11 protein-coding genes are annotated in these 15,820 nt (G+C 63.9%); 6 read left to right on the top strand and 5 right to left on the bottom strand.

Annotated features, from left to right (window positions below; translation table 11 throughout):
- Nucleotides 1-201 precede the first annotated feature (201 nt).
- From CZ322_RS01080 to CZ322_RS01070, 3 genes are read left to right on the top strand one after another with little or no spacing between them, the layout of a single operon-like run.
- A complete protein-coding gene (locus tag CZ322_RS01080) occupies nt 202-1,467 on the top strand; it encodes a hypothetical protein (protein ID WP_087069864.1) in 1,266 nt (421 codons plus the stop codon).
- Nucleotides 1,460-2,485, top strand: coding sequence for a hypothetical protein (locus CZ322_RS01075; RefSeq protein ID WP_087069863.1), 1,026 nt, complete (start codon nt 1,460-1,462; stop codon nt 2,483-2,485). The genes CZ322_RS01080 and CZ322_RS01075 overlap by 8 nt, the downstream gene beginning before the upstream one ends.
- A 1-nt stretch (nt 2,486) precedes the next feature.
- Nucleotides 2,487-3,374, top strand: a complete 888-nt coding sequence (locus tag CZ322_RS01070; protein WP_087069862.1) for a tetratricopeptide repeat protein — start codon at nt 2,487-2,489, stop codon at nt 3,372-3,374.
- Between the two features lie 16 nt (nt 3,375-3,390).
- On the opposite strand, the gene CZ322_RS01065 is transcribed toward CZ322_RS01070, so the two are convergent.
- Together CZ322_RS01065 and CZ322_RS01060 are read right to left on the bottom strand one after the other, a co-directional pair.
- The gene (locus CZ322_RS01065; protein WP_087069861.1) at nt 3,391-5,118 is read right to left on the bottom strand and encodes a glycoside hydrolase family 13 protein; all 1,728 of its coding nucleotides are present in this window, start codon (nt 5,116-5,118) and stop codon (nt 3,391-3,393) included.
- A gap of 12 nt (nt 5,119-5,130) precedes the next feature.
- On the bottom strand, nt 5,131-6,240 hold the full coding sequence (locus CZ322_RS01060; RefSeq protein WP_087071118.1) for a LacI family DNA-binding transcriptional regulator: 1,110 nt from the start codon (nt 6,238-6,240) through the stop codon (nt 5,131-5,133).
- Between the two features lie 401 nt (nt 6,241-6,641).
- On the opposite strand from CZ322_RS01060, the gene CZ322_RS01055 reads away from it, so the two are divergent.
- From CZ322_RS01055 to CZ322_RS01045, 3 genes are all read left to right on the top strand, one after another.
- Complete coding sequence (locus CZ322_RS01055; RefSeq protein ID WP_087069860.1) at nt 6,642-7,892, top strand: sugar ABC transporter substrate-binding protein; 1,251 nt, start codon at nt 6,642-6,644, stop codon at nt 7,890-7,892.
- Between the two features lie 64 nt (nt 7,893-7,956).
- On the top strand, nt 7,957-9,570 hold the full coding sequence (locus CZ322_RS01050) for an ABC transporter permease subunit (RefSeq protein WP_087069859.1): 1,614 nt from the start codon (nt 7,957-7,959) through the stop codon (nt 9,568-9,570).
- Nucleotides 9,570-10,574, top strand: a complete 1,005-nt coding sequence (locus CZ322_RS01045; RefSeq protein WP_087069858.1) for a sugar ABC transporter permease — start codon at nt 9,570-9,572, stop codon at nt 10,572-10,574. The genes CZ322_RS01050 and CZ322_RS01045 overlap by 1 nt, the downstream gene beginning before the upstream one ends.
- Before the next feature lie 464 nt (nt 10,575-11,038).
- Here CZ322_RS01045 and glgB read toward each other — a convergent pair whose 3' ends face one another.
- From glgB to treS, 3 genes are all read right to left on the bottom strand, one after another.
- The gene (gene glgB / locus CZ322_RS01040; protein WP_087069857.1) at nt 11,039-13,321 is read right to left on the bottom strand and encodes a 1,4-alpha-glucan branching protein GlgB; all 2,283 of its coding nucleotides are present in this window, start codon (nt 13,319-13,321) and stop codon (nt 11,039-11,041) included.
- A gap of 288 nt (nt 13,322-13,609) precedes the next feature.
- Nucleotides 13,610-13,966: a hypothetical protein gene (locus CZ322_RS01035; RefSeq protein ID WP_087069856.1), complete on the bottom strand. Its 357-nt coding sequence runs from the start codon at nt 13,964-13,966 to the stop codon at nt 13,610-13,612.
- Nucleotides 13,932-15,818 carry a maltose alpha-D-glucosyltransferase gene (gene treS / locus CZ322_RS01030; RefSeq protein WP_234984403.1) on the bottom strand — a complete coding sequence of 629 codons (1,887 nt, stop codon included), beginning with the start codon at nt 15,816-15,818 and terminating at the stop codon, nt 13,932-13,934. Before treS ends, CZ322_RS01035 begins: the two co-directional genes overlap by 35 nt.
- Nucleotides 15,819-15,820: the final 2 nt, after the last annotated feature.

The following is a 15,820-nucleotide window of genomic DNA, read 5'->3' as shown; positions in this document are numbered from 1 at the left end:
GAGCTCGCCACCATCGCCCGCACCAGAGTTTTATAACGGTTAGATAACGGTTAGGCTTTTCTCTAAGCCTAAAAGCGCGGCCGTGCGCCGAAAAATTCCGCCACCGAGCAGGTCACGCGGTAGTTTTAATGTAGGTATGTGTTGTCGATGGTCTTTCGCCGGTGCGGTCGTACCGGGCCGCGAACCGCAGTGAGAAGGGGAATGATGAAGAAGAACGGAGGAGTCGGTCTCGCGCTCGCGGGCCTGGCGATCCTGGTGGTGGGCATTTTGCTCGGCACCGTGTGGAAGCCGGTCTCGAGCGTCTCCGCCACCGTGGCGCCGGAGGGGAAAGGCGTGCTCGTCACCGCCCCCGGCGTCCTGGATATGGGCGGGACCGACGTAGACGTATCTGTCTCTGGCCCGGCGCAGGACACCATTTCCGTGGGCGCCGGCTTTTCCGGTGACGTGCTCGCGTACGCGGAAGGCGTGCCCGGCGCCACCATTACCGGTATGAACGACGACGCCGCACTGACGCTGACCACCTCCCAGGGGGAAGCGGACCCGGGCAAAGTCCTCGCCTCGGATATGTGGTTCTCTAAGGAAGAAGCCAAGGGGAAGGTGGAATTCACCTACACCGTGACCTCCCCGGGAGCTGAATCACTCATTATGCAGACGTCCTCCGGGGCGCTCCCGCAGGTGGAACTCACCTGGGCGCTGCCCGGCGGGCGGAACTGGTCTCTCCCGGTGAGCTTGCTCGGGCTTATCGTGGGGATTATCGGGGTGGTGCTGCTCATGACCGCCACCAAGGATCAGCGCAGCTTCGCCGCGAAGGTGCGGGCCGGCAAGGACGAACGTGTTTCGCGTGCCAAGCGGGCCGCGGATGAAACAACGATTATGCCGGCGGTGAGCGCGGGAATTGGCGGTGCGGCTGGTCAGTCTGCCGCGGGTGACCGGGTTACGGCAACAGGCGGGGCTCTGGGCGCGGGTATCCTCATGGAAAGCCCGCGCGCTCAGGAACTGCGCGAACGTCCCCTCGATCCGGCTGACCGCATTGAGTTGGCTGTTCCGGAAGAAGGCGTTTCGGAAGAAAAGCCGGAAGAAGATCCGGAAGGAACCGTCGCAGAAGAATCGGTTCCGGAAGAAACGCCCGCGGAAGAACCCGAGGCTGAAGAACCGGCAACCGAGGAAACGGAAATTGAAGAACCGGCGGCCACGCTCCCCGGCCCGGATGACGAACCCGGCTACCGCGGCTCGCGTGCCGAATGGCAGGCCGCGGCGGATTCGGGCATCCTCCCCGCCATCCGGATGAAGGACGGCGTGCCCGTCAAGCCCGCGGAGCTCAGCGATACGGACCGCTCGGAAACTTCCGGTGCCACCGGCAGCGATGGCGATACCGCCGCGGAATCCGATCCGCAAAGCTGGTGGAGCATCTGGGGTCAAAAACAGCCCGCACAGAACGACGACGAGGAAGGAACGACCCATGCGTAAGGCCCTGGCCACCCTCGCGGCACTGGTATTACTGGGCGGTTGCTCAGCGAGCGCCGTCGTCCTGGAACCCACCCCGGCTCCGGCAAGCCCGCGTGCCGCGCTCTCCGATAAACACTTCACCGAGCGGGTTGCCCCCGCGATTTTCGAGCAGCTGACCAAGGCGGATGCAGCCGCCAGCCCCGAAGAATTCAGCGGGCGCGGCTCCGGCCCCTTCAGCGTGGAACGCAGCGCCCACTACGCCCTCAAGCGCATCCTGGCCGATAGCTACGATATGCCCGCGCTGTCCACCACCATCGATTCGGTGGCGATTTCCGGGGCGGAAGGCTTCCCGCGCAGCGCGCTCGCGGTGGTCAATTGGCCGGCGAATACCACCTCGCAGGGCCTCAATGTTTTCACCCAGGGCGCGGCTCGGGAAAACTGGTCGCTGTGGGCGGCCATGGATATTCTTCCCGGCAGCGTGATCCCGGAGATCCCCGCCGGCCCGGCCGGTGCGCAGCGGGTGGCGGCGGATAACGGCGAAGGTGCGGTGGCGTCCCCGCAGGCTGCCCACGATGGCTATATCGGCACGCTCAACGCCAGCGGTTCGGCCCTCAGCTACGGCTCGGATGCGGACCCGGCCGCCCCGGACGCGGTGCGCACTCAGCTTTCCCAAACTTACGATTCCCTGGCCGGCGCGGTGCAGGGCGTGGGCGCGGTCAGCCAGGCTTTCGGCCCGGCCCAGACCACCCCGGAAAGCTTCCGCGCCAGCGACGGCGGTATCCTTACCGTCTTCCAGGTCAATCAGGCCCTCGAAATCCGCCACACCGCCCAGGGCGGCTCCATCAAAGTTACCGACGCGAAAATCGCGGGGCTGGCCACCGGCCAAGCCAATACCGAGGTCACGGTCCAGGGGAGCATGCGCCTCAACTATTCCTTCACGGTGGCCCTGAAAATCCCGGCGGCGGGCGCCACAAACACAACGATCACCACGGTAGCGGCATCGAAACCGGTGCTTACCTCGGTGCAGAACGGAGGCTAATATGGCAGATATGTCCATGCGCGGCCCGGTCGATTTAGCGGCCCTGGCAGCGGCGAAAAAGCAGGAAAACGCGGCGCCCGTGCCCGGCGCTTACCTCACCACACTCACCGCGGCCGGTCTCAACGCCGAAGTGCAGCTTTCCGCGCAGGTTCCGGTTATCGTGCTTTTTGTGGCCGACGGCGCGGCCGGCGAGCTGGGCACCACCCTGGAAGCCGAAGCGCGCCGGCGCGACGGCCAGATCCGTATCGCGGTGGTGAACGCCAGCACCGAAGCGGAACTTGTCCAGGCCTTTGGCGTGCGGACCATCCCCATGGGTATCGCGCTCGTGGGCGGCCAACCCGTCCCACTTTTCCAGGGCGCACCCACCACCGCGCAGCTCACCGAGCTCGTGAACCAGCTGCTCGCCGCAGCTAATCGCGCCGGCGTGGCCGGCCGGGTGAGCGGGAAAGCCGATGAAGCGGGCGAAGCCCCCGTCAATCCCCATCACCTGGCCGCCCTCGAAGCACTCGACCGGGGAGACCTCGACGCTGCGGAAGCCGAATTTGAGGCACTCGCGGCAGAAGACCCGGATAGTGAAGTCGCGCAGGTGGGCCGCGCCCAGGTGCGCCTGCTGCGCTCCACCCGCGGGCAGGACCCGCAGGCCGTCATGGCCGCGGCGGATGCCGGCGGCCCCGGGGATGCGGCGGCGCAGATCGCCGCCGCCGATATTGAGGTGGCCGCCGGTCGCCCCGATCTAGGATTCACCCGGCTGATCAACGCCATTAAGGTCACCAGCGGGGATGCGCGCGAAGAACTGCGCACCCACCTGCTCGAACTCTTCACCGCGGTGGGAGCCGATACGGAGGTAGTGCGCAGCGCTCGCCGCGACCTTGCCTCCGCGCTCTTCTAAAGCGATTCCAGCTCGGCTACTCGACCGGCACCAGCCAGACGGTGGTATCTGCCGGGATCATCTCCCCTTCGCCCAAGGCGCTGGCGGCCGGATCGGAGGCTAGCAGGACCCGCCAACCGGAGGGCAGCGGGGCGGCGTCGTCGAATACCGTGAGCATGAGTACGGGTGGCCGCTGCGCATGCGCGGCCCGGTTGGTATTCGCGGCGCGATTGACATAAGCGAGCACGCCGGCGCCGTACTCATCGCACACATCCTCGAGGGAACCCACCCCGAGCTCCAGCTCGTCGCGCAGGCGCAGCATGGTGCGGAAGAAATGCAGCGGAGAATGCGGGTCGGCCTCCTGCACATCCACCGTGTAACGCGCCCAATCCGCGCCCTGGGGGAGCCAGGTGGCGCCGTCCGGGGAGAAACCACAACCGGGGCGATCCGATTCCCAGGGGAGGGGGACCCGGCAGCCATCCCGGCCCAGCTCCTTGCCGTGGGTGCGGGCGAAGGTGGGATCTTCGCGCACCTCGTCCGGCAGCGAGGTATGTTCGGGAAGATTACGTTCCTCGCCCTGGTAGATGTAATAGACCCCCGGCAGGCCGGCGGTGAGCTGATGCCAGGCCAGGGCACGGCGCGCCCCGAGCTCGCGGTCCGGTTGCGGATCATTCGCACCGATGCCGTTCGCCCCGCGGGAGGTATCCCGGTAGCCCAGGCGCGAGCACACCCGCACGCCGTCGTGATTCGAGAGCACCCAGGTGGTGGGCGCACCCACCCGATCCGATTGGCGCAGCGACTGCACAATAATCTCGCGCAGCGCCTCGCGCTCGAAAGGCGCGGCCAAATAAATGAAGTTGAAAGCCTGGTTCATTTCATCGGGGCGGATATAGCGGGCCAGCCGCTCCTCGGTATCCGCCCAGGCCTCCGCCACCAGAATGCGCTCGGGAGAATATTCATCCAGCACCGCGCGCCACTCGCGATAAATCTCATGGACCTCATCGCGGTCAAAGAAGGGCGCCGGCTCGGGCTTCTCCGTCACCCCGGCCATTTCCACCGCCCCGGACCAATCGGGAAGCGCCGGATCTTTCATGAGCCCGTGGGCCACATCTACCCGGAAGCCATCGGCGCCACGATCCAGCCAGAAACGCAGCGTCGCCAAAAATTCGGCACGCACCGCCGGGTTCTGCCAATTGAGATCGGGCTGCGAGCGGTCAAAAAGATGCAGGTAGTAGAGGTCTTCTTCCGCGGCCGGGGTGCCGGCAACGAAGGGGAGGTCGCGCACTCGCGACCAGGCCGGCCCGCCGAACACCGAACGCCAATTGGTGGGAGGCTCGCTGCCCCCGTTCTTCCCCTCGCGGAACCAGAACAGCTCCCGTTCGGGGGAGCCGGGGCCGGCCGCCACCGCGCGCCGGAAAAGCTCGTGATCCCAGGAAGTGTGGTTAGGGACGATATCAACGATGATGCGCAGCCCGGCTTCGTGCGCGGCCTCAATAAGGTGCTCGGCGTCTTTCAGGGTGCCGAAGCGCGGATCAACATCGCGGTAATCGGACACATCGTAACCGGCATCGAATTGCGGGGAGCGGTAGAAAGGCGAAAGCCACACCGCATCAATTCCCAAATCCGCCAGGTAACCCAGCCGGCTCTCGATGCCGCGCAGGTCCCCGAGCGGCCCGCCCGAGGACGCGAAGGAACGCGGGTAAATCTGGTAAATAACGGCGTCGCGCCACCAGTTTTCGCGCTCGGAAGCAGGGTGGAGGAGCATAGCGGTGTCCTTTCAGTTGGAGGTGGAGGAGGGCGCGGGCGCGCTAATGTGCGCGGGCGCCGCACCGGTTGCGCGGGCCGTGCCGGCAGTTTCCGCACCGGGCGCCGCAAGTGGCGCACCCGCGGTGGTGGAACGCACCAGCAATTCGGCCGGGAAGCTCATGGAGGCTCCCGCCTTCGTGCGCTGTGCCGGCGCAAAATCTTCCATGGCGGCCCGCAGGGTAGCGCAGGCCGCGTGGGCGATGGCCGCCACCGGCTGGCGCAGGGTCGTGAGCGCCGGGCGCATAAACCGAATGAGCGGCGAATCATCAAAACCAACAATCGAGACATCCTCGGGCACCCGCACCCCGCGCCGCTCCAGGGCATCAATCGCGCCGAGCGCCATGATGTCCGAGCCGAACACCATGGCCGTGCAGCCGCGCGCCAGTAGGGCTTCGGCCGCTCGCGCCCCGCCGTGAGCCGTGAAAAAAGTTTCTGCAACAATCACATCGGCGCCGGGCAGCATCTGGGAGATCGCCTCGCCAAAGCCCTGTTCTTTACGCTGGCCGGGAATATAGCGGCGCTGCCCGATACCCAAACCGATGCGGCTGTGCCCGAGCCCGGCCAGGAGCCGCACCGCCTGCCGCATGGATTCGGCGTCGTCGGTAGAAAAATCAGGGGCCGGAACCCGCGGATTCGCGCCGTTAATCGTGACGAAGGGGAGGCGTTCGGCCAGCCGCACGTACCGCTCCGGCGAGGCCTTGGAATCCGCGTGCATCCCCGATACAAAAACCAGCCCGCACACGTCGCGGGCGGTGAGCGAAGCGACCGCTTCGTCCTCGGTGAGGGCGCCGGGCGCCTGGGTGGCCAGGGTGGTGGTGTACCCGGCGGCGGTGAATTCGCGTTCGAGCTCCTGGTAGAACACCGGGAAAATGGGGTTGGTTAGTTCGGGGAGCAGCAGACCCACGGTTCCGCTCGCCTCGCTCAGGCGCGGCGGGCGCTCGTAGCCGAGCATATCGAGGGCCGCCAGCACCGCGGTGCGCGTATCCTCGCTGACATTGCCCTTCTGGTTAATCACGCGCGATACGGTCGCCACGGACACCCCCGCGTGGGTGGCAACATCTTGCATGCGAATTTTACTCATGGGTACCGAGACGTCCTTGTGCTGGTCGGCGCGGTGCGCGCCGTCGTGCAACATCGTACTGAGGCTTTTCTGAAAACTCCAGCGGTGCGGTGCGCGGCTGGATGTGCGGAGCGGTGGGAACGTCCCGCCGTACTTCTGTTTCCGCCCCGTCACGGTACAGCACGACGACGCAGCTCCCCGCCCGCCGCCACCCCAACCGTGAAAGTATTTCTAAAAACAGCGCGGCCCGCAAAGCCCGTAAAACCGCGGAAAATTCCACACTAACCAACCTCCGGTATGTAAAGGCGTAAAAAAGGCTGCAAAAAGGGGTGAAAATTACCGAATGATGCGCTACCCTCAGAGATAACGGGGAGCGTGATGGTGCGATCCCGCGTAGCGAAGAATCAACGCAAGGAGTAAAGATGCGACGGAGCATAAGCGCGATGGCCGCGGTATCCGCGCTGGCGTTTGTTTTAGGCGCCTGCGGTGGCAACGGCGGTTCGGCTGATAAGAGCGAAGCACCTGCCGGAGCCACCTCGGCAGCACCGGCAGCCGGTGGCGGGGCCACCATTACGGTGTGGACTGATTCCAACCGCCAGCCGGCCTTGGAAAGCGCCGCGAAGAAATTCGAATCGGAAACCGGCAACCACGTGGAGCTCGTGGTCAAGGAATTCGGGGATGTGCGCGCGGAGTTCCTCACCCAGGTCTCCAACGGTCAGGGCCCGGATATCACCGTGGGTGCCAATGATTGGCTCGGTGAGTTCGTGGCGAACGGCGTCGTCGCCCCCATCGAATTAGGCGATAAGGCCAAGGACTTCAATGACGTGGCCACCACGGCCTTCTCCACCGGCGGGAACCTGTACGGTCTGCCCTACGCGCTGGAGAACCTCGCGCTCATCCGCAATACCGCGCTGGCGGATTCCACCCCGGCCACTTTCGATGAGATGATCGCCAAGGGCAAGGAAGCCGGCGTGAAGTACCCCTTCCTCGTCCAGACCACCGATAAGGGCGATCCTTACACCTATTACCCCTTCCAGCAGTCCTTCGGGGCGCCCGTTTTTGAGACGAATGCGGACGGTTCCACCTCGAAGAACCTTGGCATGGGCGGGGCCAATGGCGAAGCTTTCGCCACCTGGCTGAGTGAGCAGGGCAAGGCCGGCGTTTTCGAAACCGCGATGACCTACGATATTGCGGTTGATGCGTTCAAGAAGGGTGAATCGCCCTATATCCTGGGCGGCCCGTGGATGATTGAGGACTTCCGCAGCGCCGGCCTCAAGGTCGCGGTGGAGCCGATTCCGGCGCCCGGCCCCAAGGCGGCTACCCCGCTCGTGGGCGTGCAGGGCTTCTATGTTTCCGCGCAGTCCAAGAACCAGATTGTGGCCAACCAGTTCCTCGTTGATTACATGGCCACCCCGGAGGTGCAGCTGGATATTTACAAGGCCGGCAACCGCCTCCCGGCGCTGACCGCCGCGGCTCAGGAAGCCCAGAAGGATGAAGTCACCGCAGGCTTCGCCAAGGCTGCCGAAGGCGCCCAGCCGATGCCCACCATCCCCGAAATGGGTGCGGTGTGGGTGCCCTGGGGCGTCACCGAAGCTCAGATCATTGACGGCGCCGAACCGGTGGCCGCATGGCAGAGCCTCATCCAGAATCTGCAGGCAGAACTAGCCAAGTAAGCTGCGAACGCGAGGGTGGCTCGGAGGTTTCCGGGTCACCCTCGCGTCAGCGAAGAGGTAAGTCATGAGTACGGAAACGGAGAACCGGGCCGGGCGCCGCGCCGAGAAGAAAATCCCGGTGGTGGGAAGCTCGCACGCGCGCACCTGGTCGGTTGGTTTTATTATCAAGCTGGTCCTCATGGCGCTGGTCAATGCGCTGGGGATCTACATTATCGCGGCGGCGTTCAACGAAGGATCGTGGATTCTGGTGGCCGTTTTCACGGTGCTGCTCGTCATCGTGGATTACGTGTATTTCTCGCGGAAGCACCTGGCCCCCAAGTACCTCACGCCGGGGCTGGTTTTCCTCGCGATTTTCCAGGTGTTCGTTATCCTCTACACCGGCTACATCGCGTTCACCAACTACGGCGACCGCCATATGCTCACCAAAGAACGCGCCACCGAGGCACTGCTGCTCACCTCCACCCAGCGGGTCGAAGGCAGCGCGCAGTACCCCCTCGCGGTCGTGGACGCCGGTGGGGAACTCGGCTTCGCTATTGTGAACGACGACGGCGCAGTGCTCGTGGGCACCGAGGAAGCTCCCTTCGTACCCGCGAAAAATGCCCAGGTTAATGGCAAGCGCATCACCGAGGTGCCCGGGTATGAGATCCTCACGCCCGCCCAGATCGGGGCGCGCCAGGCGGAGATCACCGCGCTGCGCGTTCCCATGAGCGAAGACCCGGGAGATGGGTTTATTGGAACCCAAACAGCCACAACCGGCTTTGTTTTCCAATCAACCCTCAAGCACGATGCGGCGGCCGATACCCTCACGGATATCACCACCGGCAAGGTCTATCACGCTGATTCCAGCGATGGCTTCTACCGGGCCGACGACGGTGAAACTCTCAATACCGGTTGGCGGGTGACGGTTGGCTTCAAGAACTTCGCCGATGCCTTCGGGGATGCCCGCTATGCCAGCCCCTTCCTCAAGGTGCTGGTGTGGACGTTCGCTTTCGCCTTCCTCTCGGTGGCGACCACCTTCCTGCTGGGCATGTTCTTCGCGCTGGTCATGAATGATGAGCGGATGCGCGGGCGCAAAATCTACCGCACGATTATGCTGCTGCCCTACGCTTTCCCCTCCTTTATGACGGCTTTCCTCTTCGCCGGCATGCTCAACCCAAAGTACGGGTTCTTCAACCAGGTGCTCTTCGGGGGTGCGGAGATCGGGTGGCTCACCGATCCGTGGCTGGCCAAGCTGTCCGTGATCCTGGTGAATTTGTGGATGGGCTTCCCCTACATGTTCCTCATCTGCACCGGGGCGCTGCAATCCATTCCCTCCGAACTCAACGAGGCGGCGGAGATTGACGGGGCGGGCGGATTCAAGCGGTGGCGGTATATCACCTTGCCGCAGCTCATGATCCAGGTAACCCCGCTGCTCATCTCCTCCTTCGCCTTCAACTTCAATAACTTCAACCTCATCTACATGCTCACCCGCGGCGGCCCGCAATTCGCGGACGCCTCGGTGCCGGTGGGGTCCACGGACATCCTCATTTCGATGGTGTACCAGATTTCCGGGCTGTCGGGCGCGGCAACGAAGAACTACGGGCTGGCTTCGGCCATGTCCATCCTCATCTTCGTCATCGTCGGCACGATTTCCCTCATCAGCTTCCGGCGCTCGCGTTCAATTGAGGGGGCACAGTAATGGCAAGCGAATCTACAGTTATGGCGGTTCCCGGCGGCGCTGGCGCGTCCGGGCGCGGCGCGGCATCCGGTGGCGCGGGCGTGACCGCGCGCGGCGCTGTTCCCGTGATCGAGGAAAAGATCAGCCATAGGGAACGCCACCACAATAAGGTGAGTTTCGGGCGCTGGTTTTCCCAAGTGGGCTTCCGGCACCTGGTCGGGCTTTTCGCCGTCGTCTATTCGGCTTTCCCGATTATCTACGTGCTCTCCGCGGCCCTCAACCCGAATACCAAAACGACGCTGACCTCGGCGAACTCCCTCTTCTCGGAGATCTCCACCCAGAACTTCGCCCAGCTAGGCAGCTCAACGATGTTCTGGCGCTGGTTCGCCAATACCCTGGAGATCGGGATTTTCTCCGCGCTGGGGGCGGTGCTCATGGGCGCGGCCGCGGCCTACGCATTTTCGCGCTTCCGCTTCCGGGGGCGCAAGGGCGGGCTGCTGGCCCTCATGGTCATCCAGATGTTCCCGCAGCTGCTGGCCTTCGTGGCAATCTTCTTGCTGCTCAGCCAGCTGGGTGAGATCGTGCCGGTACTCGGCCTGGATTCCAAGCTCTCGCTCATCTGCGTGTACCTGGGCGGGGCTTTGGGCGCCAATACCTTCCTCATGTACGGCACTTTCAACTCCATCCCGATGGAGCTGGACGAAGCCGCGAAGATCGACGGCGCTAGCCATTCGCAGGTCTACTGGACCATCGTGCTCCCGCTGGTGACTCCGATCCTCGCGGTGGTGGGGCTGCTAGCCTTCATCGGAGCCTTCAACGATTTCATCCTGGCCTCCACGATTCTCTCCAAAGAAGAGAACTGGACCCTGGCCATCGGCATGAATATTTGGGTGGGCGGCAATGAGAAACAGTGGGGCTGGTTCACAGCCGGCGCGGTCATCTCCGCACTCCCGATTCTGCTCCTCTTCCTCTTCCTGCAGCGCTACATCGTTTCGGGACTGACCGGTGGGTCGGTGAAGGGGTAGCCTGGCCGCACCCGAAATAGTTGCTCATAACCCGGACTTTCGCTCGGTGATACGCCGAGGAAAGTCCGGGTTATTGGTTCTTCAGCGGGGAGGGACTATGTGTTTTCCGAGATGTACGTCATTTGTCGTACATGCGAAGTACACCTCGGAAAAAACACCCCTGCCTGCTGCCGCCGGCTCGGGCCGATTTGGCTCGGCAGGTCGGCGCTGAGGGCGTGTGTGTCCGGCGTAGTGGTACTGGAGAACATCGGGCCTGACAGAGTGGTACTGCACGACAGAAAATCGGGTGTTGGCTGTAGCTCCAGTACCACTTTGTGCGTAGGCAAAGGAGTGGGCCCGGTGGTCGAGTAGTCGATCACCGGGCCCACTGTTGCGCCGCTGCCAGGCGCCACCGCGAAGGAGCTAAGACGCGGCACGCGCTCTGAGGCGGCTGTTTTAGGAGGTGCCTCTATAAGGCGACCGCTTTAGGCGGCTGCGGCTGCCTCGGATTCCTTGCCATCCGCGCCCATTTCACCTGCGGATTCGCTAGATTCGGCTGCGGGCATGGAATCTTCGGCCGCGATCTCCTCCGCAACTTCCTCCGGCGCGTGGTGCAGGTAGACCACCCCGAGCGGGGGAAGCTGCACCGGGGCCGAATAGGGCCGGCCGTTCCAGCCGACCTCCTCCGCGTGGACCTCCCCGAGGTTGCCGACCCCGGAACCGCCGTATTCCACCGCGTCCGTATTGAGGACTTCCTTCCAGGTGCCCCCGGCCGGCAAACCGATGCGGTAATCGTGGTGGGGGATACCCGCGAAATTGCAGGCCACCACAACCACATCCTTGCCATCGGCAGAGCGGCGCAGGAAGGTAATGACGTTATTATCAGCGTCCGATCCGTCAATCCATTCGAATCCGTGCGGGGTGAAATCATCACTCCACAGGGCCGGGTGATCCACGTAGATCTCGTTGAGCCGTTTCACAAGGGACAAGATGCCATCGTGTTCGGGCTGGTCGGTAAGCCACCAGTCGAGAGATGCGTCGTCGTTCCATTCACGGATCTGAGCGAATTCCTGGCCCATGAACAGGAGCTGCTTACCCGGGTGCGCCCACTGGTAGGCGAGTAATTCGCGCACGCCGGCGCGCTTTTGCCAGTCGTCGCCGGGCATCTTTTGGTAGAGCGAGCCCTTGCCGTGCACTACTTCGTCGTGGCTGAGGGGCAGCAGGTAGTTCTCCGAATAGGCGTAGACCATGGAGAACGTGATTTCCCCGTGGTGCCAGCGCCGATTGACCGGCTCTTCCTCGAAGTAGCGGATGGTGTCGTTCATCCAGCCCATATTCCACTTGAGGCCGAAGCCCAGCCCGCCGCTATCCGTCATCGCCGTGACGCCCGGCCAGGAGGTGGATTCTTCCGCGATCATCATGACGCCGGGGTTGCGCCGGTAGGCGGTGGCGGTGACTTCCTGGAGGAAGGAAATCGCCTCGAGGTTTTCCCGCCCGCCGTAAATATTGGGTTGCCACTGCCCGGCTTCCCGCGAATAATCCAGGTAGAGCAGGGAGGCCACGGCATCTGCGCGGATGCCGTCGAAATGGAATTCTTCCAGCCAGTACAGCGCATTGGCCACCAGGAAGTTCCGCACTTCGCGGCGCCCGAAGTCAAAGACCAGCGTGCCCCAATCCGGATGCGAGCCGCGCTGCGGATTCGGATCCTCGTAAAGCGCCTGGCCGTCGAAACGCGCCAGCGCCCATTCGTCGGTGGCGAAATGCGCGGGCACCCAGTCGGTAATTACCCCGATGCCGGCCTGGTGCAGCCGGTCAATGAGGTAGCGCAGATCATCGGGGGTGCCGTAGCGCGAGGTGGGCGCATAGTACCCGGTCACCTGGTAGCCCCACGAAGGGGTGAAGGGATGCTCCGCCACCGGCATGAATTCCACGTGGGTGAAGCCGCAGTACTTGACGTGCCCGATGAGCTGGTCGGCGAGCTCCCGGTAGGACAGCCCCTTACGCCACGAACCCAGGTGGACTTCGTAAATGGAAACCGGCCCCGATGCAGGGTCATTGCGCTGGGCCATCCAGGCGTCGTCGTTCCATTCGTAGGTGGATTCGGTGACGATAGAGGCGGTAGACGGCGCTGTTTCGCTGTAGCGGGCCATCGGATCGGCCTTCTGGTGCCAGCTCAGATCCTTGTACTGGATTTCGAATTTGTAGCGCGCCCCCGCGCCGGCGCCCGGCACGAAGAGTTCCCACAGCCCGGAGCTACCCAGGGAACGCATGGCGTGCAGCGAACCATCCCAGCCGTTGAAATCACCAACCACCCGCACGGCGAGCGCATTGGGCGCCCACACCGAGAAGGCCACGCCGGTGACATCCCCGAGGATCGAGGGGAAGTGGCGCACATGCGCACCCAGCGCATTCCACAATTCTTCGTGGCGCCCCTCCGAGATCAGGTAAATATCGGTTTCTCCCAGGGTGGGCAGGAAACGGTAGGGGTCATCCCCGCGGCTTTCCACGCCCCCGTAGGAGGCCACCACCCGGTAATCGGGCACGTTCGGGGTATCGAGCACCGCGCGCCAAATCCCGTTGTATTCGTGCACGGCCGGCACCCGCCCGTCCAGCGTTTCAATAAATACCGCATCCGCGAGCCGCCGAATGGTACGGATCGTGACGGTGCTGCCGTTGGAATGGGGGCCGAGGACATCGTGGGGTGCGTAGTACCAACCCTTGGAAACAGCCTCGAGCGTGCCTTCATCAACTTCTACGTAATCAGACATGTGTGCCTCTCTGCACGATGGAGCGTAGGCGGTCAGAGCGGGAAACCACCCGCGCGCGCCGGTGGTGTGCTGTGTCCTGCCAAGCGGTACCGCGGAATTTCCGGAAGTGCCGCGCGACTATCTACATATCCCAGGATACCTGAAAGATGCGCGATCCCGGGCCGCGGGCGCCTGCCGTGGACAGCGTGCGGGGTCGGGTATGGGGAGCTTGCGGGCGCGGGCGGGTACGGTGGAAGGGCGACGACGCCGCAGCCCGCCGCAGCCGCGGCGGGCTGAGCTGCCCGGCTGCTAGTTCTCCAGCAGGCGGTGGACCCCGCCCAGGGGCAGATCAATCCAGTCGGGGCGCTGATTGACCTCGTATACAACTTCGTAAAGCGCCTTGTCCAGGAGGAGGGCGCGCAGCAGAGGCTGGTGTTCGGTGGGAATCGCGCCGTAGCCGGCCAGGAAAGCACCTTCGGCGGCGCGGGTCCAGGCGCGCATGCGAGCGGCGGGCTGGCCATCGCGTTCGCCCTGGCCGCCGGCATAATCAAAGGAACGCAGCATGCCGGCTACGTCACGCAGGGCGAGGTCGGGAGCCACACGCTCGGGGAGCGGGCGCAGGGGTTCACCTTCAAAATCGAGGGCCACCCAACCGCGCCCGGGCACATCCACCACCTGACCGAGGTGGTAATCCCCGTGAATACGCTGGAGGGTCGGCCAGGGNTGCCGGGCGGGACAGCGCCGCGAAATCCACTGGCTCCCCGCTTTCCTCGGCGCGGGCGCCCTCCACCGGGCCGGGCTCGGCCTGCCCGGGCGCATCCAATTTGAGCCAGAAGAAATCGCGGCTGCCCAGTGTTACGTCGTAACTGCCATCCGCGCCAACCGCCGGGAACCCGGCCCCGCCAAACACATCCGTGGCCAGCCACCCGGCGTAAGTGGGCAGCTCAACGCGCCCTGCGCGCGGGGTATTGGCCAGGTTCATAATGCAGAGGATGGTTTCCTCCGGGCAGGAGCGGGTGAAGGCGAGGATTGCGTCGTTATTCGACTCGCGCAGCACGAAATCACCCGAACCCATCGCCGGGTGCCCGCGCCGCACCTCCAGAATCCCATGAATCCAATGCAGTAGCGAAGCCGGCTGCGCCAGCTGCGATTCCACATTGACCGCCTGGTAGTTATAGGTCAGCGAGGTAATGGCCGGCAGGTAGAGCTGGCCCGGATCCGCGGTGGAAAAACCGGCATTGCGATCCGGACTCCACTGCATGGGGGTGCGCACGCCGTCGCGATCCGGCAGCCAAATATTGTCACCCATCCCGATTTCGTCCCCGTAGTAGAGGTAGGGCGAGCCGGGTAGCGAGAGCAGCAGCGCGTGGGCCAGCTCAATTTCCGCCCGGGAATTCCCCAGCAGCGGGGCGAGGCGGCGGCGGATTCCCACATTGGCGCGCATGCGCGGGTCGTCGGCATACCAGCCGTACATGAGGGCGCGTTCCTCCGTGCTCACCATTTCGAGGGTGAGCTCATCGTGATTGCGCAGGAACGTACCCCACTGGGCCCCGGCCGGAATCGCGGGGGTGCGCTCCAAAATCTCCCGGATTGCGGTGGCACGCTGGTCGCGCAGCGCGTAATAAATTCGCGGCATCACGGGGAAGTGGAAGCACATATGGCACTCGGGCGCTTCCTCCGTACCGAAATATTCGACGACGTCCTCCGGCCACTGGTTAGCTTCGGCCAGCAAGAGCGTGCCGGGAAATTCCTCATCGAGGACTCGGCGCACCTTCGCGATAAAAGCGTGGGTTTCCGGGAGGTTTTCGCAATTCGTGCCGTCCCGCTCGTAGAGGTAGGGGATGGCGTCCAGGCGCAGCCCGTCCACACCCAGCTCGCACCAGAAGCGGAAAATATTGAGGACAGCTTCGTGCACCTTGGGATTATCGAAATTCAGATCCGGCTGGTGGGAGAAGAAACGATGCCAGAAATACTGCTTGCGCACCGGATCGAACGTCCAATTCGATACCTCGGTGTCCACAAAAATAATTCGGGCATCCTCGTATTTTTTATCGGTATCTGACCACACGTAGAAATCCCCGTAGGGCCCGTCCGGATTGGCGCGGGAGGACTGGAACCACGGGTGATCCGCGGAGGTGTGGTTGATAACAATATCGATAATGACGCGGATGCCGCGCCGGTGGGCCTGATCAACGAGCTCCCGAAAATCATCCATCGTGCCGTAGCGAGGATCCACCGCGGTGTAATCGGCAACATCGTACCCGCCGTCCCGCCCCGGGGAGGGGTAGAACGGCGGGATCCAGATGCAGTCGATCCCCAACCACTGGATGTAATCGAGGTGCGCGATGAGGCCGCGGATATCGCCGACCCCATCGGCATCGGTATCCCCAAAAGCCTTGAGCAGGACCTCGTAAAACACCGCGTGGCGATACCACTGCGGATTATCGCTGAGCCCGCGATGTTCGGACTGGGCGATGCGGGGCCCGGACGTGGCGGCATTGAGGGAAGGAAGGGACATGC

The organism is Actinotignum timonense (genome assembly GCF_900155575.1).
In the GTDB taxonomy this organism is placed as follows: domain Bacteria; phylum Actinomycetota; class Actinomycetes; order Actinomycetales; family Actinomycetaceae; genus Actinotignum; species Actinotignum timonense.
Note: the sequence above shows the minus strand (reverse complement) of the source record. Positions and strands in the feature narration are given on the sequence as shown.

What these genes read in the sequence shown, in the direction of transcription:
- CZ322_RS01080 (WP_087069864.1), top strand. Translation starts at nt 202, where the DNA reads ATGATGAAGAAGAACGGAGGAGTCGGTCTCGCGCTCGCGGGCCTGGCG.
- CZ322_RS01075 (WP_087069863.1), top strand. Translation starts at nt 1,460, where the DNA reads ATGCGTAAGGCCCTGGCCACCCTCGCGGCACTGGTATTACTGGGCGGT.
- CZ322_RS01070 (WP_087069862.1), top strand. Translation starts at nt 2,487, where the DNA reads ATGGCAGATATGTCCATGCGCGGCCCGGTCGATTTAGCGGCCCTGGCA.
- CZ322_RS01065 (WP_087069861.1), bottom strand. Translation starts at nt 5,118, where the DNA reads ATGCTCCTCCACCCTGCTTCCGAGCGCGAAAACTGGTGGCGCGACGCC.
- CZ322_RS01060 (WP_087071118.1), bottom strand. Translation starts at nt 6,240, where the DNA reads ATGAGTAAAATTCGCATGCAAGATGTTGCCACCCACGCGGGGGTGTCC.
- CZ322_RS01055 (WP_087069860.1), top strand. Translation starts at nt 6,642, where the DNA reads ATGCGACGGAGCATAAGCGCGATGGCCGCGGTATCCGCGCTGGCGTTT.
- CZ322_RS01050 (WP_087069859.1), top strand. Translation starts at nt 7,957, where the DNA reads ATGAGTACGGAAACGGAGAACCGGGCCGGGCGCCGCGCCGAGAAGAAA.
- CZ322_RS01045 (WP_087069858.1), top strand. Translation starts at nt 9,570, where the DNA reads ATGGCAAGCGAATCTACAGTTATGGCGGTTCCCGGCGGCGCTGGCGCG.
- glgB (WP_087069857.1), bottom strand. Translation starts at nt 13,321, where the DNA reads ATGTCTGATTACGTAGAAGTTGATGAAGGCACGCTCGAGGCTGTTTCC.